This window comes from Streptomyces sp. WI03-4A (genome assembly GCF_033792105.1).
GTDB lineage: Bacteria > Actinomycetota > Actinomycetes > Streptomycetales > Streptomycetaceae > Streptomyces > Streptomyces collinus_A.
Window position 1 is genome coordinate 75,189 of the sequence record NZ_JARAUO010000037.1, and the last position, 22,074, is coordinate 97,262.

Annotated in this window: 21 protein-coding genes; 9 read left to right on the forward strand and 12 right to left on the reverse strand. The window is 73.6% G+C overall.

Annotated elements, in window-relative coordinates; genetic code table 11:
• Window positions 1-21: 21 nt before the first annotated feature.
• The 3 genes from PV343_RS30050 to PV343_RS30060 all read left to right on the forward strand — a co-directional run bounded on the left by PV343_RS30050 (window position 22) and on the right by PV343_RS30060 (window position 3,754).
• Window positions 22-1,401, forward strand: coding sequence for an 8-oxoguanine deaminase (locus tag PV343_RS30050; protein ID WP_319150181.1), 1,380 nt, complete (start codon window positions 22-24; stop codon window positions 1,399-1,401).
• Window positions 1,402-1,660: 259 nt separating this feature from the next.
• Window positions 1,661-3,052, forward strand: coding sequence for a nucleobase:cation symporter-2 family protein (locus tag PV343_RS30055; RefSeq protein WP_319150182.1), 1,392 nt, complete (start codon window positions 1,661-1,663; stop codon window positions 3,050-3,052).
• 81 nt (window positions 3,053-3,133) lie between these two features.
• Window positions 3,134-3,754, forward strand: coding sequence for a TMEM175 family protein (locus tag PV343_RS30060; protein ID WP_319150183.1), 621 nt, complete (start codon window positions 3,134-3,136; stop codon window positions 3,752-3,754).
• 25 nt (window positions 3,755-3,779) lie between these two features.
• Here PV343_RS30060 and PV343_RS30065 read toward each other — a convergent pair whose 3' ends face one another.
• The 4 genes from PV343_RS30065 to PV343_RS30080 form a co-directional block, all read right to left on the reverse strand.
• Complete coding sequence (locus tag PV343_RS30065; protein ID WP_319150184.1) at window positions 3,780-4,202, reverse strand: acyl-CoA thioesterase; 423 nt, start codon at window positions 4,200-4,202, stop codon at window positions 3,780-3,782.
• A gap of 51 nt (window positions 4,203-4,253) precedes the next feature.
• Complete coding sequence (locus PV343_RS30070; protein ID WP_319150185.1) at window positions 4,254-4,892, reverse strand: hypothetical protein; 639 nt, start codon at window positions 4,890-4,892, stop codon at window positions 4,254-4,256.
• A 100-nt stretch (window positions 4,893-4,992) separates the two neighbouring features.
• Window positions 4,993-5,592: a histidine phosphatase family protein gene (locus PV343_RS30075; RefSeq protein WP_319150186.1), complete on the reverse strand. Its 600-nt coding sequence runs from the start codon at window positions 5,590-5,592 to the stop codon at window positions 4,993-4,995.
• A 90-nt stretch (window positions 5,593-5,682) separates the two neighbouring features.
• Window positions 5,683-6,891, reverse strand: coding sequence for a pyridoxal phosphate-dependent aminotransferase (locus PV343_RS30080; RefSeq protein ID WP_319150187.1), 1,209 nt, complete (start codon window positions 6,889-6,891; stop codon window positions 5,683-5,685).
• 81 nt (window positions 6,892-6,972) lie between these two features.
• On the opposite strand from PV343_RS30080, the gene PV343_RS30085 reads away from it, so the two are divergent.
• Entirely contained in the window at window positions 6,973-7,611 is a 639-nt protein-coding gene (locus PV343_RS30085) for a winged helix-turn-helix transcriptional regulator (RefSeq protein WP_319150188.1), read from the forward strand.
• Window positions 7,612-7,667: 56 nt separating this feature from the next.
• Here the strand turns inward: PV343_RS30085 and PV343_RS30090 are convergent, their stop codons facing one another.
• The 3 genes from PV343_RS30090 to PV343_RS30100 are packed head-to-tail and all read right to left on the reverse strand — an operon-like array spanning window position 7,668 to window position 11,278.
• Complete coding sequence (locus tag PV343_RS30090; protein ID WP_319150189.1) at window positions 7,668-8,474, reverse strand: hypothetical protein; 807 nt, start codon at window positions 8,472-8,474, stop codon at window positions 7,668-7,670.
• Window positions 8,474-9,736 (reverse strand): VWA domain-containing protein, encoded by a 1,263-nt coding sequence (locus PV343_RS30095; protein ID WP_319150190.1) that lies wholly within the window; start codon window positions 9,734-9,736, stop codon window positions 8,474-8,476. Before PV343_RS30095 ends, PV343_RS30090 begins: the two co-directional genes overlap by 1 nt.
• A 9-nt stretch (window positions 9,737-9,745) precedes the next feature.
• Window positions 9,746-11,278 (reverse strand): IucA/IucC family protein, encoded by a 1,533-nt coding sequence (locus PV343_RS30100; RefSeq protein WP_319150191.1) that lies wholly within the window; start codon window positions 11,276-11,278, stop codon window positions 9,746-9,748.
• A gap of 104 nt (window positions 11,279-11,382) precedes the next feature.
• On the opposite strand from PV343_RS30100, the gene PV343_RS30105 reads away from it, so the two are divergent.
• Window positions 11,383-12,891 (forward strand): IucA/IucC family protein, encoded by a 1,509-nt coding sequence (locus PV343_RS30105; protein ID WP_319150192.1) that lies wholly within the window; start codon window positions 11,383-11,385, stop codon window positions 12,889-12,891.
• A gap of 48 nt (window positions 12,892-12,939) precedes the next feature.
• Here PV343_RS30105 and PV343_RS30110 read toward each other — a convergent pair whose 3' ends face one another.
• Together PV343_RS30110 and PV343_RS30115 are read right to left on the reverse strand one after the other, a co-directional pair.
• Window positions 12,940-13,371, reverse strand: a complete 432-nt coding sequence (locus PV343_RS30110) for a response regulator (protein WP_319150193.1) — start codon at window positions 13,369-13,371, stop codon at window positions 12,940-12,942.
• Between the two features lie 3 nt (window positions 13,372-13,374).
• On the reverse strand, window positions 13,375-13,743 hold the full coding sequence (locus tag PV343_RS30115) for a hypothetical protein (RefSeq protein ID WP_319150194.1): 369 nt from the start codon (window positions 13,741-13,743) through the stop codon (window positions 13,375-13,377).
• Between the two features lie 121 nt (window positions 13,744-13,864).
• On the opposite strand from PV343_RS30115, the gene PV343_RS30120 reads away from it, so the two are divergent.
• Both PV343_RS30120 and PV343_RS30125 read left to right on the forward strand, forming a co-directional pair.
• Window positions 13,865-15,442 (forward strand): sensor histidine kinase, encoded by a 1,578-nt coding sequence (locus PV343_RS30120; RefSeq protein ID WP_319150195.1) that lies wholly within the window; start codon window positions 13,865-13,867, stop codon window positions 15,440-15,442.
• Complete coding sequence (locus tag PV343_RS30125; RefSeq protein ID WP_319150196.1) at window positions 15,439-16,656, forward strand: fused response regulator/phosphatase; 1,218 nt, start codon at window positions 15,439-15,441, stop codon at window positions 16,654-16,656. The genes PV343_RS30120 and PV343_RS30125 overlap by 4 nt, the downstream gene beginning before the upstream one ends.
• Window positions 16,657-16,659: 3 nt before the next feature.
• On the opposite strand, the gene PV343_RS30130 is transcribed toward PV343_RS30125, so the two are convergent.
• Complete coding sequence (locus PV343_RS30130) at window positions 16,660-17,556, reverse strand: YihY/virulence factor BrkB family protein (RefSeq protein ID WP_319150197.1); 897 nt, start codon at window positions 17,554-17,556, stop codon at window positions 16,660-16,662.
• A 143-nt stretch (window positions 17,557-17,699) separates the two neighbouring features.
• Here PV343_RS30130 and PV343_RS30135 point away from each other — a divergent pair, with 143 nt between their 5' ends.
• Window positions 17,700-18,614, forward strand: a complete 915-nt coding sequence (locus PV343_RS30135; RefSeq protein ID WP_319150198.1) for a HipA family kinase — start codon at window positions 17,700-17,702, stop codon at window positions 18,612-18,614.
• A gap of 56 nt (window positions 18,615-18,670) precedes the next feature.
• Here the strand turns inward: PV343_RS30135 and aceB are convergent, their stop codons facing one another.
• Window positions 18,671-20,296, reverse strand: coding sequence for a malate synthase A (gene aceB / locus PV343_RS30140; protein ID WP_319150199.1), 1,626 nt, complete (start codon window positions 20,294-20,296; stop codon window positions 18,671-18,673).
• 184 nt (window positions 20,297-20,480) lie between these two features.
• On the reverse strand, window positions 20,481-21,092 hold the full coding sequence (locus tag PV343_RS30145; protein ID WP_319150200.1) for a nucleotidyltransferase family protein: 612 nt from the start codon (window positions 21,090-21,092) through the stop codon (window positions 20,481-20,483).
• Window positions 21,093-21,249: 157 nt separating this feature from the next.
• Between PV343_RS30145 and PV343_RS30150 the strand changes: the two genes are divergently transcribed.
• Window positions 21,250-21,537 carry a DUF5955 family protein gene (locus PV343_RS30150; RefSeq protein ID WP_319150201.1) on the forward strand — a complete coding sequence of 96 codons (288 nt, stop codon included), beginning with the start codon at window positions 21,250-21,252 and terminating at the stop codon, window positions 21,535-21,537.
• Window positions 21,538-22,074 lie beyond the last annotated feature (537 nt).

Genomic DNA, 22,074 nt, shown 5'->3' on the forward strand with positions numbered 1-22,074 from the left:
CTGAGCGAAAAGGACGAAGTCATGGCAGCAGACCAGCGCATCGTCATCGAGAACTGCGCGATCGCGACCGTCGACGCCGACGACACCGAGTACGCCTCCGGGTACCTGGTCATCGCCGGCAACCGGATCGAGGCCGTCGGCGCGGGCAACGCCCCCGAGGGCCTGGAGAACGTCGTACGCCGGATCGATGCCACCGGGCACCTCGTCACCCCCGGCCTGGTCAACACCCACCACCACTTCTACCAGTGGATCACCCGCGGCCTGGCCACCGACCACAACCTCTTCAACTGGCTGGTCGCGCTCTACCCCACGTGGGCGCGCGTCGACGAGCCGATGGTGTACGCGGCGGCCCGCGGCTCGCTGGCGATGATGGCCCGCGGCGGCGTCACCACCGCCATGGACCACCACTACGTATACCCGCGGGGCTCCGGCGACCTGTCCGGCGCGATCATCCGCGCCGCCCACGAGACCGGCGTCCGCTTCACCCTGGCCCGCGGCTCCATGGACCGCAGCGAGAAGGACGGTGGCCTGCCCCCGGACTTCGCCGTCGAGACCCTCGAAGGCGCCCTCACCGCCACCGAGGAGACGGTCAAGGAGCACCACGACGCCTCCTTCGACGCGATGACCCAGATCGCCGTCGCCCCCTGCTCCCCCTTCTCCGTCTCCACCGAACTCCTCAGGCAGGGCGCCGAACTGGCCCGCAGCCTCGGCGTACGGCTGCACACCCACGGCTCGGAGACCGTGGAGGAGGAGAAGTTCTGCCACGAGCTGTTCGGCATGGGCCCGACCGACTACTTCGAGTCCACCGGCTGGCTCGGCGAGGACGTGTGGATGGCGCACTGCGTCCACATGAACGACTCCGACATCGCCGCCTTCGCCCGCACGAAGACCGGTGTGGCGCACTGCCCCTCGTCCAACGCCCGCCTCGCGGCCGGCATCGCCCGCGTCCCCGACATGCTGAAGGCGGGCGTGCCCGTCGGCCTCGGCGTCGACGGAACGGCGTCCAACGAGTCGGGTGAGCTGCACACCGAACTGCGCAACGCGCTCCTCATCAACCGCCTCGGCGCCCACCGCGAGGCAGCGCTGAACGCCCGGCAGGCGCTGCGCCTGGGCACCCACGGCGGCGCCCAGGTGCTCGGCCGGGCCGCCGAGACCGGTTCGCTGGAGGCCGGCAAGCTGGCCGACCTCGTGCTGTGGAAGCTGGACACCCTCGCCCATGCCTCCATCGCCGACCCGGTGACCGCGCTGGTCTTCGGCGCGGCCGCCCCGGTCACCGCCTCCTTCGTCAACGGCCGCCAGATCGTCGAGGACGGCCGGCTGCTGACCGTCGACGAGGACGCCGTCGCCCGCTCCACGCGGGACGAGGCCCAGCGCCTGGCGCGGATCGCCGCCCAGGGCTGAGCCCCTTCGGACTCCGGCCGGGAGGGACGGCTCCCGGCCGGCAGCCGTGGACCCGAGCGGGGTCCATGGCGGCCGTCTCCGGGGCGCGCGTGCACACGCGCGCCCCGGAACGGTCACCGTCCCGCGACCCCCAGGGGTCTCCCCGGTCCCTCCCCCGCTCTCGACTTCGCTCGAGCGGGAGGTACCCCATGCCCGCCGCGCACCACCTCCCTGAAACCCGCGTCACAGCCGATGCGTCTAACCGACCGGAGGAGCCGCCGTGTCCGCCCACCCCGCCGACGAGAAGTCCGTCCACCCCGTGGACGAGAAGCTCCCCGCCCTCAAGATGGCGACGAGCGGCCTGCAGCACGTGGCCGCCATGTACGCCGGAGTCGTCGCCCCGCCCCTGATCGTCGGCGCCGCCGTGGGGCTGTCCGGCACCGACCTCACCTTCCTCACCGGAGCGTGCCTGTTCACCGCGGGCCTCGCGACCTTCCTGCAGACCCTGGGGATCTGGAAGATCGGCGCCCGCCTGCCCTTCGTCAACGGTGTCACCTTCGCCGGGGTCGCCCCGATGACGGCGATCGTGGCCTCCGCCGAGGACAAGTCCGACGCCCTGCCGATGATCTTCGGCGCGGTCATCGTCGCCGGCCTCCTCGGCTTCCTCGCCGCCCCCGTCTTCTGCAAGGCCGTCCGCTTCTTCCCCCCGGTCGTCACGGGGACGGTCATCACCCTGATCGGGGTCTCCCTCCTCCCGGTCGCCTTCAACTGGGCCCAGGGCCCCGACCCCGCCGCGCACGACTACGGTTCGACGACCAACCTCGCCCTCGCGGGCATCACCCTGCTGATCGTCCTGCTGCTGCGCCGCTTCACCCGCGGCTTCGCCAAGCAGATCGCGGTCCTCCTCGGCCTCGTCGCCGGCACGCTCATGGCGATCCCGTTCGGCGTCACCGACTTCGACCCCGTCGCCAAGGCGGACCTGGTCGGCTTCCCGAGCCCGTTCCACTTCGGCGCCCCGCAGTTCCACATCGCGGCGATCCTGTCGATGTGCGTGGTGATGGTGGTCTCCATGACCGAATCCACCGCCGACATGCTGGCGCTGGGTGAGATAGTCGACCGCCCGGCCGACGAGCGGACCATCGCCGCCGGGCTGCGCGCCGACACCCTCGGCTCCGCCCTCAGCCCCCTCTTCAACGGCTTCATGTGCAGCGCCTTCGCCCAGAACATCGGGCTCGTCGCCATGACGCGGATCCGCAGCCGCTTCGTGGTCGCGGCCGGCGGCGGCTTCCTGGTCCTGATGGGACTGTGCCCGATGGCCGCCTCGCTCATCGCGGTCGTCCCCCGCCCGGTGCTCGGCGGGGCCGGCGTGGTCCTCTTCGGCTCGGTCGCCGCGAGCGGCATCCAGACCCTGGTCCGGGCCGGCCTGGAGCGGGACAACAACGTCCTGATCGTGGCCGTCTCCCTGGCCGTCGGCATCATCCCGATCACGGCGCCGGACTTCTACCGCGCCTTCCCCGAGACCGCGAGGATCGTCCTGGACTCCGGCATCTCCACCGGCTGCGTCACGGCCGTCCTGCTCAACCTGGTCTTCAACCACCTCGGCCGCGACCGCGAGGCCACGGACGTCACCCACCCCATGGAGTCGGGCGAGGAACTCGCCCCGGCCCACTGACACCCGGCACGGCCGCACTTGACGGCGCGGGGTACGGCGACCGCCGTACCCCGCGCCGTCAAGTGCGGCAGGCTGGGCCGCATGAACGAGTCCGGCCGCGTAGAGGCCTTCAGCGACGGGGTGTTCGCCATCGCCATCACCCTGCTCATCCTGGACATCAAGGTGCCGAAGGCCGACGGACCGGGCGGCCTGTGGCACGCGCTGGGCGCGCAGTGGCCGTCCTACGCCGCCTATGTGGTGAGTTTCCTGGTCATCGGCATCATGTGGGTCAACCACCACCAGGTGTTCAGCTACGTCGCCCGGGTCGACCGGACCCTGATGTTCCTCAACCTGCTGGTGCTGATGGTCGTCGCCGCGGTGCCCTGGCCGACGGCGATGCTCGCGGAGTACCTGCGCGAGGACCGGGCCTCCCACGTGGCCGCCGCCGTGTACAGCCTGGTAATGGTCGCGATGGCGCTCACCTTCCAGGCCCTGTGGTGGCATCTGACCCGCACCGGCCACCTCTTCGACTCCCGGGTGGACGCCCCCGCCGCCCGGGCCACCCGGATCCGCTTCGCGCTGGGCTCGCTCGGCTACCCGCTGACGGTGGGCCTGGCCTTCGTCTCCGCCCCCCTCACCCTGGCCGCCCACGGCCTGCTCGCCCTCTACTACGGCTTCAACCAGGTCCCGGTGCCGACCCGGCAGGCCCCGACCACGTCGTGAGCCGGGCCCACCGGGCGACGCGGAGTCAGAGGCCGAGCAGGGACGGGTCGGCGGTCAGCTCCTTGAAGACCGCGCCCGGATCGGGCACCAGGCTGCGGGCCGCGAGGTCCATGATCCCGCCCACGGCGGTGATCTCGGCGGCCACCGTGCCGTCGGTCCTGCGGATCTCCTGGTGGATCCGGAACGTCTTGCCGGTACCCCACTCGAACACGCAGGTGACGTCGACCTCGTCACCGGCGAGCAGCTCGCGCCGGTAGCGGATCGTCGTCTCCAGCGCCACCGGTCCGACCCCCTCGCGGCCCAGCCGCGCCTGGCTCAGCCCGGCCGCCTGGAGCATCGACCACCGGGCGTGCTCCGCGTAGTTGAGGTACACCGCCTGGTTGAGGTGGCCCTGGACGTCGGTCTCGTAGCCCCGGACGCCCACCCGCACGGAAAACGGTTCGCTCACGACTTCCCCTTCTCGTGTACGACGCACTGATCCCCGATCCTGGCACGCGGCTCACGCCCGGCGCGGCGAGGCCAGCAGATAGCGCGCCCGCGTGCGGGGCTCGGTGTACTCGCCGGCCTGCCAGCCCGCTCCCTCCAGCGTGGCCGCGCAGGCCCGCAGGGTGGGCTCGTCCGGCCCGTGCACGGCGACGGCCTCGGGCTGCGGGGTGGCGCGCACCCGGTACCCGGCGCCGTCCGGGCCCTCGGGCGGGTGCCCGGCCGCCTCCAGGGCGAGCGCGGCGGCCCGCACCAGGTGCGCGCGCTCCCAGCCGCACGGGCGGTCGGTGGCACCGCCGGGGTTGGTCATCCGGCGCAGCTCCAGCAGCCCCTGCCAGGCCCCGCGCACCTCACGCAGCCGGGCCGCGGCGGAGGCCGGGGCGGTGCCCTCGCCGCCGACGCGCGCCGCGAAGACCCCGGCGTCGGATGCCGGTGCCGGTGCCGGCGCCGCTTCCGGCGCGGCCTCGGGTGCGCTCTCCCGCACGCGGTGTCCGGCCGGGGTGAGGAAGTGGTCGTGCGGCGGCCGTGGATGCCGGAAGGCGAGACCGTGCCGCACCAGCGCGGCCAGCTGTGCCGGGGTCCCGCGCAGCCGCCCGGTGACCGGGTCGGCGGCGTCGATCACCCGCCGCTGCGCGGCGGTCGGGGGTCGGGTCACGGCGTGCTCCCTCCGGTGGGCCGGCTCCGGCGGGCCGCCGGGAGGGCGGCTCGTCAGAAGCGTACGACCGGGCACCGACAGCGGCTCCGGGCCGGCCGGGTCAGCCGGTCGGCCGGAGGTTCCAGCCCGCCACCACCGGGCGCCCGTGCTCGGTGCCGAGCCGGCACAGCGTGCCCGTCGCGAGCTGGAAGTGGGCGCCGTCCTGCGGGCGCAGACCGAGGCGGCGGGCGGTGAGTACCCGCAGGAAGTGGCCGTGGGCGACCAGGACGACGTCCCCCTCGGTGCCGGCGAGGGCGGCGTCCACCTTGCCGAGCATCCGGTCGGCGCGCTCTCCCACCTGTTCGGGGCTCTCCCCGGGGTGCTCCGCCGGCCCCGGCGCGACCCCGTCCGTGAACAGGAACCAGTCGGGCCGGGTCCGCTGGATCTCCACGGTGGTCACGCCCTCGTACCCGCCGTAGTCCCACTCGCACAGGTCGGCGTCGACCCGGGCGCCCGGGAGACCGATCAGCTCGGCCGTCTCCCGGGCCCGCCGCAGCGGGCTGACGAAGGCGGCGCCGACCTCCAGGGTCCGGAACAGCGGTACCAGCCGCCGGGCCTCCTCGCGCCCGTCCCCGGTGAGGGGCAGGTCCGTCCAGCCGGTGTGCCGTCCGGAGCGCGACCACTCGGTCTCACCGTGCCGGACGAGAAAGAGGTCACCCATGTCAGCGCCCTTCCCACTCGTCTCCCGAGCACGGTCGCACGGCCGGGGGCGGCCCGCAGCGCGGACTGGGCCGGACGGCCGCGCGCCGCGTCACTGCCGGTACCCGCCGAGGAACCGGCCGATCCGGCCGATCGCCGCCTCCAGGTCCTCCGCGTGCGGCAGCGTGAGGATGCGGAAGTGGTCGGGCTCGGGCCAGTTGAAGCCCGTGCCCTGGACCACCTGGATCTTCTCGCGCAGCAGCAGGTCGAGGACGAACTTCTCGTCGTCGTGGATCTTGTGCACCTTCGGGTCGAGGCGCGGGAAGGCGTACAGCGCGCCCTTGGGCTTCACGCAGGACACCCCGGGGATCTCGTTCAGCTTCTCCCAGGCGATGTCGCGCTGCTCGCGCAACCGCCCGCCCGGCGCGGTGAGTTCGTGGATGGACTGGCGGCCGCCGAGCGCGGCCTGGATGGCGTACTGGGCGGGCGCGTTGGCGCACAGCCGCATGGAGGCCAGCATGGTCAGGCCCTCCAGGTAGTCCCTGGCATGCTGCCGCGGACCGGTGACCACCAGCCAGCCGGAGCGGAAGCCCGCCACCCGGTAGGTCTTGGACAGGCCGCAGAAGGTGAGGACCACCAGGTCGGGGGCGAGGGCCGCGGCCGAGTGGTGGACGGCGTCGTCGTACAGGATCTGGTCGTAGATCTCGTCGGCGAAGACCATCAGGCCGTGCCGGCGGGCCAGGTCGAGGACGCCCTCGACGACCTCCTTCGGATACACGGCTCCCGTGGGGTTGTTCGGGTTGATCAGCACGAGGGCCTTGGTGCGGTCGGTGATCTTCGCCGCCATGTCGGCCAGGTCCGGGTTCCAGTCGGCCTGTTCGTCGCAGCGGTAGTGGACCGCCTTGCCGCCGGCGAGGGTCGTCACCGCCGTCCAGAGCGGGAAGTCCGGGGCGGGGATGAGGATCTCGTCGCCGTCCTCGACCAGCGCCGTCACCGCCATGGAGACCAGCTCCGAGACGCCGTTGCCGAGGAACACGTCGTCGACGCCCACCTCCAGGCCCAGGTTCTGGTAGCGCTGGGCGACGGCGCGGCGGGCGGAGAGGATGCCGCGCGAGTCGCTGTAGCCGTGCGCCCGGGGCAGCATCCGGATCATGTCCTGGAGGATCTCCTCCGGCGCCTCGAAGCCGAACAGCGCCGGGTTGCCGGTGTTCAGGCGGAGCACGCTGTGGCCCGCCTCCTCCAACGCGTTGGCGTGCTCGATCACCGGGCCGCGGATCTCGTAACAGACCTCGCTGAGCTTGTTCGACTGCCGGAACTCCATGTGCCCCTCCGGGAACTCGTGTTGCTTGGTTTTACCAAGTAGGAGCTTGGAAAGTCCAACAACCCGTCTAGACTGCGCCGCATGTCACCTCGCCGAAGCTACGACCAGTACTGCTCCGCAGCCCGCGCGCTCGACCTCGTCGGCGACCGCTGGACCCTGCTGATCGTCCGGGAGCTGCTCGCCGGTCCCCGCCGCTACACGGACCTGCACGCGGACCTGCCCGGCGTGAGCACGGACGTACTCGCCTCCCGGCTGAGGGACATGGAGCGCGACGGGCTCGCCGGCCGGCGCAGGCTGCCCCCGCCGAGCGCGGCCTACGTGTACGAATTGACCCGTCGCGGACGTGAGTTGCTGCCGGTGCTGCAGGCGCTGGGGGAGTGGGGGCAGCCCGAACTGGGGGAGCGGCGGCCCACCGACGCGGTGCGCGCCCACTGGTTCGCCCTGCCGCTGCTGCGGGCCCTGGAAGGCACCGCCGAGGGCGAAGGAGTGGTCGAAGTCCGCCTGGACGAGGGGCACTTCCACCTCCACGTCGGCGCCGGGTACGGGCCGGTGTACGGCGACGGACCCGCACCCGGTCCGGCGGACGTGTGCCTCGGCACGGACTCCGGGACGCTCGCGGCCGTCGGCCACGGGGCGTTGACGCTGGCGGACGCCGTGCGCGCCGGACGGGTCACGGTCACCGGCGACGGCACCCTCGCCAAGGCGCTGCGGGAGGCGTGAGGAACACGGAAGGCCCGCCCCGGGGGGGCGGGCCTTCACGGGCGGTGCGGGACGGGTCAGGCGTTCGGCGGCACCCGGGACGGCCGCCCCGAGCCGCGCGTCAGCGCGTATCCGCCGATGCCCGCGAGCGCCGCGAGCACGCCGCCGATGCCGGTCCACACCCAGCGGTCGGACCACCAGCCGGAGGACCAGCCGTCGTCGGGCTCGATGCTGGACAGCACGGCCGACTTCGCGCCGTCACCGTCCTTCTCCGCCCCGGACTTCACCGCGATCCCCGGCACCAGCGGCTCGGCCAGCGAGCCGTCCACGGCCGCCGCGCCGCCGATGTGCTTGGAGTCGGCGCGCACCTCGGCGCTCACCGGCTGGCCGAGGTCACCCGCGGCCAGGTCCACGACCGTCAGCCGGACGTAGTACGTGCCGGGCAGCGGGTCGTCGGCCCACGGCTCCGACCAGGCGCGCACCGTGCGCAGCACGCACGCCAGCTCGACCGAGGAGGTGCCCTGCGCGGCGGTGCGCGTGGCGGCGCCGTACTGGCAGGACTGGCGGCGCCGCAGACCGTCGTACACGTCGATCTGCCAGGTCTGCGTCCCGTGCGAGGCGGGCAGCTTCACGGTCGCCGCGACGGTCGGGCGCTGCCCGACGTCCGCGGGGAACGACCAGTACAGGTAGTCACCGGTGGAGCCGGACGCGGTGGCCCGCTGCCCCTGGTCGATCTCGGTGGCCGTGCGGAAGGAGGTGCCCGCCCGGGTGGGCACCTTGCCGTCGTCCGAGGCGCCGGGCGACGGCGAGGAGTCGGCGGCCGCGGGTCCCGCGGCCAGCCCGAGCGCCAGCAGGGCGGTGCTCAGCACACGTGTGATACGCATCAGTTGGTCCTCCAGACCGCGACCCGCCAGCGGGACACCCAGCCCCACAGCAGACCCGCGACGAAACCGGCCAGCACCAGCGCGCCGAGCAGCCACCAGCCGCGGCCGAGGCCGAAGGAGGCGACGTCGCCCGCCTTCGACGGGCCGTCCACCACGTCGACCGTCAGTTCCAGCGGCAGGCCGGGCGTGGTCTTGACGCCGGCGGCCGCCGAGAAGGAGTTGGTGACCTGGAGGCACACGGTCTCCGCGGCCGCGTTCTCGTCGTCGCTCTCGGGCCGCGGGTAGCGCAGGCCCGTGGAGATGACGTCGGTACGGCCGTCGCCCGCCGCCTCACCGCGCACGATCTCGCGTCCGTGCAGCGTCACCGCCCGCAGCAGCACGCCGTAGTCCGGGTTCACCGCGCGGTCGTCCGCCACGCTCACCGAGGCGCGCACCTCCTGGCCCGGCTCGACGGCCACCTTGTACCAGCGCTGCTGACCGAACTCCTCGCGGTCCGTGTAGAGGCCGGACTTCAGCGACGGCGCCGAGGAGCACTCGCGCGCGCCCTCGGTCGCCACCGGCGTCACCACCGGATCGGCCGCACGGTCCACCAACTGGCCGACCCGGTCGCTCAGTTCCTCCTTGTGCTGCACGGAGGTGTAGGTGCCGCCGGTCGCGTCCGCGATGCAGCTGAGCTGGTCACGGGTCTTGGCGTCGGGCACCAGGCCGAGGGTGTCGATGGTCAGCCCGATGCCCTTGGCGGCTATTTCCCGGGCCACCTCGCACGGGTCGAGCGGCTGGCAGGTGTCCTCGCCGTCGCTGATCAGGACGATACGGCGGGCGCCGTCGCCGCCGTTGAGGTCGTCCGCCGCCTTGAGCAGCGCGGGACCGATCGGGGTCCAGCCGGTCGGCGACAGCGTGGCGACCGCGGTCTTCGCCTCCGTGCGGTCCAGCGTGCTGACCGGGTAGAGCTGCGCGGTGTCCTTGCAGCCCGTCTTGCGGTCGTTGCCGTGGTAGTTGGCGCCCAGGGTGCGGATACCGAGCTGGACCTCCTCGGGCGTCGCGTCGAGCACCTCGTTGAACGCCTGCTTCGCGGCGGCCATCCGGGTGCCGCCGTCGATGTCCCGGGTCCGCATGGAACCGCTGACGTCCAGTACGAGTTCGACCTTCGGGGCGGCCTGTTCCGTCTCGTCGGCCGCGGCCGGCCCGGGGAAGGCGAGCCCCGCCGTCAGGGCGGCGAGCAGAGCGCAGACGCCCGCCGCCAGCCGTTGTCTTCTGATCATCGGCGGATCTTATTGATCTCCGGTGCCGGGCTCCAAAACGAGTGGGCTCGGCAGCGCGGTCCACAGGTCGCCGGGGGTCTCCGGGGAGAGTCGCATCAGCGTCAACGCCTTGGCGGGCACCGGGCCTTCGCGCAGCGCGGCCAGGTCCGGGGTGCGGGGCAGGCCGGGCAGGGCCGCCGCCAGCGCCGCGCCGAGCGCCGGTCCCGAGCCCGCCGTACCGGCCAGCGCCCCCGCCACCAGGGACCCGAACAGCTTGCGCCGCAGGGCCGTTTCGTCGTCCGTGACCAGCCGGCCGGTCAGCGGCGGCGGGGTGATGCCGTGGCGCAGCAGCCGGGCGGGGCTGATCCGGATGTCGGCGAGGTCGCGGTAGACCAGGCGCAGCGGGGTGCCGTCGGCCGAGAGCACGACCAGCAGGTTCTGCCCGTGGGCCTCCAGGGCGACGCCGAGGTCCAGCAGCCGCAGCCCGACCGTGAGGGCGAGCCGGGTGAGGGCGGCCAGCCGGGCGGGGGAGCCGGCGAGGCCGGTGGCGGGCAGCGCGGCCACCGGCAGCACCCGCTCTCCGGGGCCCGCGTACACCTCGGGCGACTCCCGCAGCAGCGCGGCGAGATCGGGCGAGTGGGCGGTGGCCGCGCCCAGGGTGCGCGTGATGTGCAGCAGCCCGTCCGTGCGCGCGACCAGGTCCGAGGCGAGCGAGGTGAGCGCCGCCGACGCCTCCACGGAGTACGCGGAGATGTCCCGCACCGAGGAGGTCAGCCGCGCGCTCAGGGCCGTCTTCACGTGCGGGCCGTCGTCGTCCAGGGCGAGCGTGCGCAGCGACAGCAGCGGGTGCGCGGGCCGCCAGGTGACGGAGGACCGCTTGAGCACGTGCGCGGCCTGCCAGGGGTGCACCGGCAGCAACAGGTCGTCGCCGGAGCGCAGTTCGTCCGGCCAGTCGCCGGAGACCAGGCACTCGGCGGCCGGCACCGCGAGGGTGCCCAGCTCCACCACGGGCCGGTGCTCGGGCCCGTACGCCAGTTGATCCGCCACCGAGAAGCCGGGGCGGGAGCGGCAGTTGGGGTGGAACGGGTGCCCGTCCACGACCCGCTGCTCCCACTCCCAGTCCTTGCTCCCGCCGTCGGCCGCCGGCCACTCCTTCGGGTGGTCCGCGTCGGCCCGGGACAGCGCCAGGGAGGCCACGCTGTGCCCCAGTTCGGCCGCGAGAGCGGCCGCGTGCGGCACGGCGAGCGCGGTCATCAGCCGGGCCGGGTCGTCGTGGCGGTCGCGGTCGAGGCGTACGGCGGTGACCCGGTCCCCGGTGGCGTACGGGTCGGCGAGCGGGCCGTGCAGCGTCCGGCCGTCGGCAAGGCGCAGCGCCAGGGAGTGCGCCCCGCGGACCCGGCCGGTGATCCACGGCAGCGGCTCGTGCGCGAACGCCCGCCACAGCCGGGTCAGGACCGCCGCGCGGGCGCCCGGCAGCTCGGCCGCGTACCGGGGCAGCAGGCCGGGCCGTACGGCGGCCAGTTCCTCGGCGACCTGGGCCTCGGCGGGGGGGTACTGGTACACGGTCGGCTCCTCGGATACACGCGGCACGGGGCACGATGGTCAGGGACGACAGACACAGGGACGACAGACATACTGATCGCCTTCGGGCCCCCGACGAAGAACGAATGGACCGCGTGGACCTCAAGCCTCCCGCCGACCCCGTCGGACAGCGTGCCGACGCGTATGCGGCCGCCCCCCTGCTCAACTGCCTGCTGCGGGAGATCGCCGAACCGCTCCCGGAGCCCGGGCCCGGCGCACGGCCGGCCTACCGGCTGCCCGGCACCGGCCGCCTGCTGCGGGTGCGCCCCGGCCGCCGGCCCGCCGAGCCGGAGGTGTCCGACGCCGGCGTCTGGCACCGGCTCGGCCACTCGGAGCTGGTCAAGCTGGTCGCCGAGGAACTGCGCAGGCTCACCGGGTCGGCGGGCGGCGACGTGCCCGCCGAGATGATCGACAGCCGGGACACCGTCGCCGCCCTGCTCGCCGCCCGCGCCCGGGCGACGGCGCCCGGGGACCCGTACCTGCGCTCCGAGCAGTCCCTGATCACCGGCCACCCCCACCACCCCGCGCCCAAGGCGCGCGGCGGCGGCCCGGCAGCGGCCTGGCTGCCGTACGCGCCCGAGGCCCACGCGCACTTCCCGCTGACGCTGCTCGGCGTCCGCGAGGACCAGGTGGCCGAGGAGGGCGACACCCGCGCCCTGGACGCCCTGGGGACGGCCCCGCCCGGCTACCGGCTGCTGCCCGCCCACCCCTGGCAGCTCGGCCTCCTCGGCCGCGCGCTCGACCCGGCCTTCGCCGACGGCCGGCTCGTCCGGCTCGGCCCCACCGGCTTCGACACCTGGCCGACGGCGGCCGTCCGCACGGTGTACGAGCCGCGGCGCGACCTGTTCCTGAAGTTCAGCCTCGACGTGCGCATCACCAACGACGTCCGCCGGCTGTGGCGCCACGACCTGCTGAGGCTGCGCCGTACCGACACGGCCGCCCGCGCCGCGTTCGCCGCCTTCGGCCCGCCGGCGGCCTGGCTGGCCGACCGCGGCTACCGCACCGCCGCCTTCGCCTTCGAGGAACTGGCCGTACTCGTCCGCGACGGGCTGCGCGGCCACCTCCTGCCGGGCGCCACCCCGCTGCTGGCGGCCGGCCTTGCGGAGGGCTTCGAGGGCAGCCCCCTGGCCGCCACGGCCACCCCCGGGACCTGGTGGGAGGCATACCTGCGGCAGGTCGTCCCGCCCGCCCTGAGGGCGTTCGACGAGCACGGGGTGGTGCTGGAGGCGCACCTGCAGAACACCCTCGTCGCCGTCGACGCGGCCGGCACGCCCGTGCAGGCGCTGTTCCGGGACGCCGAGGGCGCCAAGCTGCTCGCGGACGTCTCCCGCGCGGCGGGCTGGGAGCGGCTGGTGTACTGCCTGGTCGTCAACCACCTCGGCGAGATCGCCGGCGCCCTCGCCGAGGACCACCCGGGGTTCGACCCCTGGCCCGCCGTCCGCCGGGAACTCGCCCGGCACGCCCTGCCCGAGATCCCCGCCCTGCTCACCTCGCCCACCCTGCCCGGCAAGACCAACCTGCTGCTGCGCTGGACCGGCGCGGACGGCGCCGCCGCCCGCTACCGCCCGCTGCCGAACCCGCTGGCCGGTGTCTGACCGGCCCGGCCGCCGGGAGGCGGCGGGCCGCCCGGGGCCGCGCCGGACCTACTCCTTGGGCGGCTTGACGGCGACGTCGAGGTAGAAGGCGTCGATGCTGCGGACGGCCGCCTCGAACTCCTCCAGGTTGACCGGCTTGGTGACGTAGGCGTTGGCGTGGTGCTGGTAGGCGCCCGTGACGTCGTCGGGGGCGGCGGAGGTGGTCAGCACGACGACCGGGATGGTGCGCAGTGCGGCGTCCTCCTTGACCACGGCGAGGAACTCGCGGCCGTTCATGCGCGGCATGTTCAGGTCGAGCACGATGAGGTCGGGACGCGCGTTGGCCGGGTCGCGCAGGTACTCCAGCGCCTCGACGCCGTCGGAGACCTGGGTGAGGTTACGGGCACCGCGCTCGGTCAGGGCGTCCTGGATGAGCATCGCGTCGGCGACGTCGTCCTCGACCAGGAGCACGTCATAGGGGCGGGTGGTGGCGGCAGCCATGATTCAGGTGCTCCGGGATGGGGGGCGGTGGGTCGGGTGGTGTGCGCCGTTGCCGATCAGACCGGGCCAGCGGCGCCTTGCTCCCTGCCGGCTCATGCCGACTGCCTGGCCGATCTCGGGGTATCCGGCTCCACACTCGGCGGCGGAGCGGGCGGCCTGCTCCTCCAGGTGCCGGATGGCTCGTCTGACGTCGGTGAGGACCCGCAGGCGCAGCAGGGCGTATCCGCGGGACTCGGGGGAACTGTCGGCGGGCTCCGCCGGCGGGCGGGGGATCTCCGGCGCCAGGCGCCGGGCGACCTCGTCCACGAGGCGGTCCACCAGTACGGCCGTATCCTCGCTCTTCGGGCGGGGAGTGGGAGACGGACCTGGCATGGGCGTCACTGTACTGCCCGACCACGAATGTGGACAACATGCGTTGTCGGGATGCGGGTACAGTGTGCTTGCCGTATGGCAAGCAAGCAGGACGGCCGGCCGAGGGAGAGGCTCCACCACGATGACGAGCGGTCCCCAGAAGACCCCGGGCTCCTTCGCCGGCTGGACGACCCGCCGCTGGCTGCGCGCAGGGGTGACCGGCGCGCTCGTCGTCCTGGCGGTGCTGGGCTCGCTGGGCGGCTGGGCGATGTGGCGCACCACGCAGATCACCGACTCCCTGGTCGAACGGCGCTCCCCGGCGCTGATCGAGTCGATCCGGATCGAAGCGGCCATGGTCAACCAGGAGACCGGCATCCGCGGCTACGGCGTCTCGGGCCGGCCGGACTTCCTCCAGCCCTACGCGCGGGGCGTGGCCGACGAGAAGAAGGCGATCGGGCGTCTGCGGCCCCTGCTCCGCGGGGACGACCGGGCGCTCGCCGACCTGGCCGCCGTGGAGCGGTACGCCGGTGCCTGGCGCGCACACATAGCCGGGCCGGTCGCCGCGGCCGCCCCCGGCGAGGCCGCGAAGATCGCCGCGCAGCGGGCCGACGCGGGCAAGACGGACTTCGACTCCCTGCGGCGCGCGATGGCACGCCAGCAGGCCCACCTGCGGGACGAGCGGGCCGCGGCGACGCGCGAGCTGCGGCGGGCCACGACCCTGCGGGACTGGATGTTCGCCGTCATCGCGGTCGTCATCCTCCTGGTGGCCGCGCTCGTCTTCGAGGCTCTGCGCCGGGGCGTCACCGGCCCACTCACCCGGCTCGGCTCGGCCGCCCGTGAGGTCGCGCAGGGCCGCTTCGACCGCTCCCTCGACGGCACCGGACCCGCCGACCTGCGTCTGCTGGCCGCCGACGTGGACTCCATGCGCCGGCGGCTGGTGGAGGAACTGCGCTTCACCGAGGGCGCCCGCAGGCTGCTCGACGAGCAGGCCGAGGAGCTGAAGCGGTCCAACGCCGAACTGGAGCAGTTCGCCTACGTCGCCTCGCACGACCTCCAGGAGCCGCTGCGCAAGGTGTCCAGCTTCACCCAGCTGCTGCAACGGCGCTACGGCGGGCAGCTGGACGCGAAGGCCGACCAGTACATCGCCTTCGCCGTCGACGGCGCCAACCGCATGCAGAACCTCATCAACGACCTGCTGGCCTTCTCCCGGGTCGGCCGCGTCCACAACGAGCAGCAGACCGTGGACCTGGAGAAGGTGCTCACCAGGACGCTGGGCGACCTCAGCGTCAGCGTCGAGGAGACCGGCGCCGACATCACCCACGACGCCCTGCCCACCGTCGTCGGGGACCCGACCCAGCTCGGCATGCTGTGGCAGAACCTGCTGTCCAACGCCATCAAGTTCCGCAGCCCCGACCGGCCGCCGCGCATCCACGTCGGCGCCGCGCGCGACGGGGACACCTGGCGCTTCACGGTCACCGACAACGGCATCGGGATCGCGCCGGAGTTCCAGGAGAAGGTCTTCGTCCTCTTCCAGCGGCTGCACACCAAGGACGCCTATCCGGGCACCGGCATCGGCCTCGCCATGTGCAAGAAGGTCGTCGAGTTCCACGGCGGCACGATCGGCGTCGACCCCGGCTACCGGACCGGCACCCGCGTGCTCGTCACCCTCCCCGCCCTCGCGGCCGCGCCCGCGGCCCCGGACCGGGAGACACAGGCGTGACCGCCCCGGCCGCGGGCCAGGACGGGCGGTACGACGTGCTCCTCGTGGAGGATGACGACGGGGACGCGCTCCTGGTCGAGGAACTCCTCCTCGACACCGACCTGCCGCACTCCCTGAAACGGTGCCGCACGGCGGCCGAGGCACGCCGGGCCCTGGATGCGGGTCACGTCGACTGCGTCCTGCTCGACCTCCACCTGCCGGACGCGTCGGGCGTGGAGACGGTGCACGCCGTCCAGGGCGACACGCACGCCGCCATCATCGTGCTGACCGGTCTGGACGAACCACGCGCCGGGGTCGACGCGCTCGCCGCCGGCGCCCAGGACTACCTCGTCAAGGGCAAGGTCGAACCGGAACTGATGCAGCGGGCCGTCCGCTACGCGGTCCAGCGCAAGCAGGCCGAACGCGCCAACGCCGCCCTGCAGATCGGCCGCCTGCGCGCGGAGGAGAACGCACGCCTGGAACGCGGGCTGCTGCCCGAACCCCTGCTGTCCTCCGCCTCCGTCACCGCCTCCAGCCGCTACTACCCAGGACGGGCCCAGGCCCTGCTCGGCGGCGACTTCCTCGACGTCGTCCAGACCGACGACGGCCAGGTCCACGCCGTCATCGGGGACGTCAGCGGCCACGGTCCGGACGCCGCCGCGCTCGGCGTCTGCCTGCGCATCGCCTGGCGCGCGCTGACCCTCGGCGGCCACCGCGACCAGCACCTGCTGCGCCTCCTGGAACAGATCCACATCGCCGAGCGCGCGGGCAGCGACCTGTTCACCACCTGCACCCTGATCACCCTGGACGCCGAGGCCGCCACCCTCACCCTGCACCTGGCCGGCCACCACGAACCCCTGATCACCACCCCCGACGGCACCCGGCAGGTCGCCGCCGCCCACGGCATCGCGCTGGGCATCGCACCAGGACTGGGCGCCTGGCCCGCCACCACCCTGGCGCTGCCCGCGGAAGGCGCGCTCACCGCCTACACCGACGGCCTCGTCGAGGGCTTCGTGGACGGCACGGGCGCCCGGCTCGGCGTGGACGGCCTGCTGGGCATCATCGACACCCTGGACACGCCCGATCCCGGCACCCACCTCGACGAGCTCATCGCCCGCACCCGCGCGCTCAACGCGGAGCGCCACACCGACGACCTCGCCGTGCTGCGCCTGGACTGGCGTACGGAGGCGGCCGGCCGTCCCACGACCGCGGGGCGCGGCGCACCGCACGCGTGAACCTCACCGGCGCTCGGGGACCAGCGCGTCCCCGTCGGCGCGGCGCGCGGCGTCTCCCGTGCCGGCACCGGCCAGTTCCGCGTTGAACTGGGCGCCGACCAGCAGCGCCAGGTTGGACAGCCACAGCCAGATGAGGAAGACGACCACGCCCGCCAGCGAGCCGTACAGCCGGTCGTACGCGCCGACCCGTGAGGTGTAGACGGTGAACCCGAGCGAGACGGCCAGCAGCAGGACCACCGCCAGCGCGCCGCCCGGCGCCATCCGCCCGACGGGGCGGGAGGACACCGGGCCCGAGCGGTAGAGGACCAGCACCAGGACGACGGCGACCGCGGCCATGACGGGCCACCGCAGGGCGTCCCAGGCGGCCTGCGGCCCGGTGCCCAGGTGCAGCACCCGGCTCAGCCGCCGGGTCAGGGCGCCGGTGAGGAACAGCGCGAGCGTGGTCGTGAGCAGCAGGCCGATCAGGACGAGCGCGGTGGCGAGGATGCGCGGAGCGGTGCGCCAGACCGGCCGGTGCGAGCTGACCCGGTGCATGGAGTGCAGCGCCCGGCGGAAGACGCTCAGATAGCTGGAACCCGACCACAGGGCCCCCGCCGCACCGAGGAAGACGAGCGTCCACGCCGTCGACGACTGCCCGGCCGTCTGCCGCAGGGCGCCGCGCAGCAGGGCGCGGGAGGCCACCGGGGCGGCCTGCGACAGGCGGTCGATGACCTCGGGTTTCGCCGTGGGGACGGTCAGGCCGATGATCGAGAGGATCACCAACAGCACCGGGAACAGGGCGAGTACCGCGTAGTACGTCAGGGCGGCGGCCCAGTCCGTCACGTCGTCGTTCCAGACGGCCACGGGGGTCCGGCGCAGCGCCGCCCACCATCGGGCCGTGCCACCGTCCGTCTTGTCCATGGTGCGGATGTTCTCACCTTCACTGCTCGACCGGGCGACTGCGTCCGGGAGCGTCTGCCCGGCATCCTCGCCACGTAAAGATGATTACGCTGGGTTACTATGTTCGCCTTCTCGCCGGAACCGGAAGCAACGGAAGCCTGGACATGCTGAGAGAGGTCACCGCGACCCGGTACGTGGCGCCCCTGCACTCCGGCGGCTCCGTCCCCGGCGTCGTCGAGGCCGACGACCTCGGCACGTACGTCGTGAAGTTCACCGGCTCGGCGCAGGGGCACAAGGCGCTGGTCGCCGAGATCATCGTCGGGGAACTGGCCCGTGCGCTCGGACTGCGCTTCCCCGAACTGGTGCTGGTCCACTTCGACCCGGGGATCGCCGACGCCGAGCCGCACCAGGAGGTCCGTGACCTGCACGGCGCGAGCGCCGGCGTGAACCTCGGCATGGATCTCCTCCCGGGCGCCGCGGACTTCACCCCGGAGATCGCGCGGTCGTTCGCCGTCGACCCCGTGGAGGCGGGCCGGATCGTGTGGCTGGACGCGCTCACGGTCAACGTGGACCGCACCGTGCACAGCTCCAACCTGATGGTCTGGCCCACCCTCGGGACGGTGCCCCCGCGGCTGTGGCTGATCGACCACGGCGCCGCCCTCGTCTTCCACCACCGCTGGGACACCACCACCCCGGGCAAGCGCTACGACTTCCGGCACCACGCCCTCGGCCGCTACGGCCCGGACACACGCGCCGCCGACGCCGAGCTCGCCCCGCGGGTGACCGGGGACCTGCTGCGCGCGATCGTCGCCGAGGTCCCGGACGCCTGGCTGGCCGAGGACGCCGGGTTCGCGAGCCCGGACGACGTCCGGGACGCCTACGTCGCCTATCTGCTGGCCCGTGTCAAGCTCTCGCCGCAGTGGCTTCCCACCGACTTCCCGACCGGTGCCGAGCTCGCGGCCGAGGAGGCCGCCCGCGCGGCGCAGAGCCAGGCTGGCCGCCCGGCCTGGCTCAAGCGCGTCCCCGACCTGCACGGCAAGCCGGCCGCGGAACAGGACTGGTCGGCGCATCTGGGGTGAACGCGGACGGGCGGCCCCGGGAGGTGTCCCGGAGCCGCCCGCCGTACCGCCGGGGCTCAGCCCTTGAGCTGCTCGTACGCCGGCAGCGTCAGGAAGTCGGCGTAGTCCTCGTCGAGGGAGACCTGGAGGAGCAGGTCGTGGGCCTGCTGCCAGTGGCCGGCCGCGAAGGCCTCCTCGCCGATCTCCTTGCGGATGGCGTCCAGTTCCTCGGCGGCCACCTTGCGGGCCAGCTCCGGGGTGGCCCGGTCGCCGTTCTCGAACTCGACGCCCGCGTTGATCCACTGCCAGATCTGGGAGCGGGAGATCTCGGCGGTGGCCGCGTCCTCCATCAGGTTGAAGATGGCGACCGCGCCGAGCCCGCGCAGCCACGCCTCGATGTAACGGATGCCGACCTGCACGGCGTTGACGAGACCGGCGTACGTCGGCTTCGCGTCGAGCGAGTCGACGGCGATCAGGTCGGCCGCCTCGACGTGCACGTCCTCGCGCAGCCGGTCCTTCTGGTTGGGCTTGTCGCCGAGGACCCGGTCGAAGGACTCCATGGCGATCGGCACCAGGTCGGGGTGGGCGACCCAGGAACCGTCGAAACCGTCGCCGGCCTCGCGGTCCTTGTCGGCGCGGACCTTCTCGAAGGCCACCTTGTTGACCTCGGCGTCGCGCCGCGAGGGGATGAAGGCCGCCATGCCGCCGATGGCGTGCGCGCCGCGCTTGTGGCAGGTACGCACGAGGAGTTCGGTGTACGCCCGCATGAACGGGGCGGTCATCGTCACCGCGTTGCGGTCCGGGAGGACGAACCTGGGGCCGCCGTCTCGGAAGTTCTTCACGATGGAGAACAGGTAGTCCCAGCGGCCGGCGTTCAGACCCGCGGCGTGGTCGCGGAGTTCGTAGAGGATCTCCTCCATCTCGTACGCGGCCGTGATCGTCTCGATCAGGACGGTGGCGCGGACGGTGCCCTGGGGGATGCCGACATGGTCCTGGGCGAAGACGAACACGTCGTTCCACAGCCGGGCCTCCAGGTGCGACTCGGTCTTCGGCAGGTAGAAGTACGGGCCCTTGCCGAGGTCGAGCAGCCGCTGGGCGTTGTGGAAGAAGTACAGGCCGAAGTCGACCAGGGCGCCGGGGACCGGGGTGCCGTCGGCGTCGGTGAGGTGGCGCTCGTTCAGGTGCCAGCCGCGCGGGCGCATGACGACGGTCGCCAGCTCCTCGGCCGGGTGCAGCGCGTAGGTCTTGCCGGTGCGCTCGTCGGTGAAGTCGATGTTCCGGGTGAAGGCGTCGCTCAGGTTGACCTGGCCGAGGACGACGTTCTCCCAGGTGGGCGCGGAGGCGTCCTCGAAGTCGGCGAGCCAGACCTTCGCGCCGGAGTTGAGAGCGTTGATGGTCATCTTGCGGTCGGTGGGGCCGGTGATCTCGACGCGCCGGTCGTTCAGCGCGGCCGGGGCCGGGGCGACCTTCCAGGAGTCGTCCGCGCGCACGGCGGCCGTCTCCGGGAGGAAGTCGAGCGTGGAGGTGCGGGCGATCTCGGCGCGGCGCTCGGCACGGCGGGCGAGGAGTTCGTCACGGCGCGGGGTGAACCGCCGGTGCAGCTCCGCCACGAAGGCGAGCGCCGCTTCGGTGAGGACCTCCTCCTGCCGGGGCAGGGGCTCGGCGTCGACGATGGCCAGCGGGGACGGCGCTGGTGCGGACATGAGCTGTCACTTCCTTCAGCGGTGGCACCGGGTGCCAGGTGGCACGAATGGGGCGAACGACGCCCGTTGTGCGGCCGGGCGCTTCTGAACAGTGGATAGTAGTTTCCTCATTGTGGAACTTCAATGGTTTGTTGATGTCGAGATTCTCTGAGTCGAGGCAAGGTGGCGCCCCGTGCCACCCCGCTCACTCAAGGTGGACCAGGTCGGCTTCGGTGTCGATGTCGTACGGCTCCGCCACGTCCGCGCACTCCACGAGCCTGACCCGTGCCGCGTGCTCCTCGAGGTAGGCGCGCGCACCGCGGTCCCCGGTGGCGGCCGCCGCGATGCCCGTCCAGTGCGCCGCGCCGAACAGGACCGGATGCCCGCGCACCCCGGCGTAGGCCGCCGAGACCAGCGAGGTCTCGTCCTCGTGGGCGGCCAGCACCCGGGCCACCGCCCGTGGCCCGATGCCGGGCTGGTCGACCAGGCTCACCAGCGCGGCCCGCGCGCCGGTGCCGGCCAGCGAGCCGAGCCCGGCGCGCAGCGAGGAGCCCATGCCGTCGGCCCAGCCGGGGTTGTCGACCAGCACGCACCCGGCCAGGTCGGCGCGCTCGCGGACGTCGTCCGCCCGCGCCCCCAGCACGACGTGGATCCGGGCGCATCCCGCCGCGCGCAGCACGCCCACCGCGTGTTCGACCAGGGGCCGCCCCCGGTGTTCCAGCAGCGCCTTGGGGCGTCCGCCGAGCCTTCTGCCGCCGCCCGCGGCGAGCAGCAGACCGGCGATCTCCGCACGAGGGTCGTGGTCTCGGGTGTCCATGTCTCCTGCATACCTGACGCGGCCGGTCCCGGCCGGTTTCCTTGGGCTGAATTTCGGTCCGCGCGGTGGCGCTCCGGCACTCGGTTGGCGTTAACTGACCCGCGCACGAGGGCGTGCGAGGGGGAGGGCTGTGTTGCGGAGCTTGGGACAGAGGCCGGTGGCCGACAGCGACGAGGACCCGAGAGTGGCGGGACTGCGCACCGCGGTGGCCCGCCTGCGCCGCGAACTCGCCGCGCACCCGGCGGAGTTCCCCGACCGCGGCATAGCCGAGGACGAACTCGCCGCCCTGGCCGCGATGGCCGCCGGCGGCCCGCCCGAGACCCCCCGCCTGCGCAGGTCCCTGTTACTGATCGCCGGAGCGATCGGCTCGGTCAGCGCCCTGTCCCGCGCGCTGTCGGAGGTCCGCGAGGCGGTGGACCTCTTCGCGGAGCACCGGGAGGGCTGACGGCCGCGGTTCGCCGCGGCGAGCGGGAGGAGCGCCCCCGCAGCCGCTGCGAGACGCAGCGACTGCGCCGACCCTGTGGCTCCTGGGGCGGGCTGAGGGTGCGCTGATCGCGTGGTCCTCGGGCAGTCGGGGGTGCGCTGATCGCGCGGGCGGCTGCGACGCGGTGGGGAGCTGCCCTCGTGGCCGTGCTGCGACCGGCGCATGGGGTGACCCCGGGGCCGGCGGCGATACGCGGCGGGTGCGCTGACCGCGGGGCGCGCTACGGCACGGTGAGGCATGGCTGAGCGTCGCGGCCGGCTTGGGCACGCTGCGGGTGTGGGTTCCCTCGAGGGCGGCTCGGGCGGGCTGCGGGCGCGGCTACCCCCAAGGTCGGCTCGGGCAAAGGCGGGTGCGGCTGTCCCCGAGGTTGTCTCGGGCACGTTGCGGGGGCGCTGGCCCCACGGTCCGACAGGACCCGCTTGGCGCCGGCCGAGCCCGCTGGCCGCGCCCGCCCCGCCCGCCACGGACGCCCCGGCGCGCCCGGAGCGGCCGGCCGGC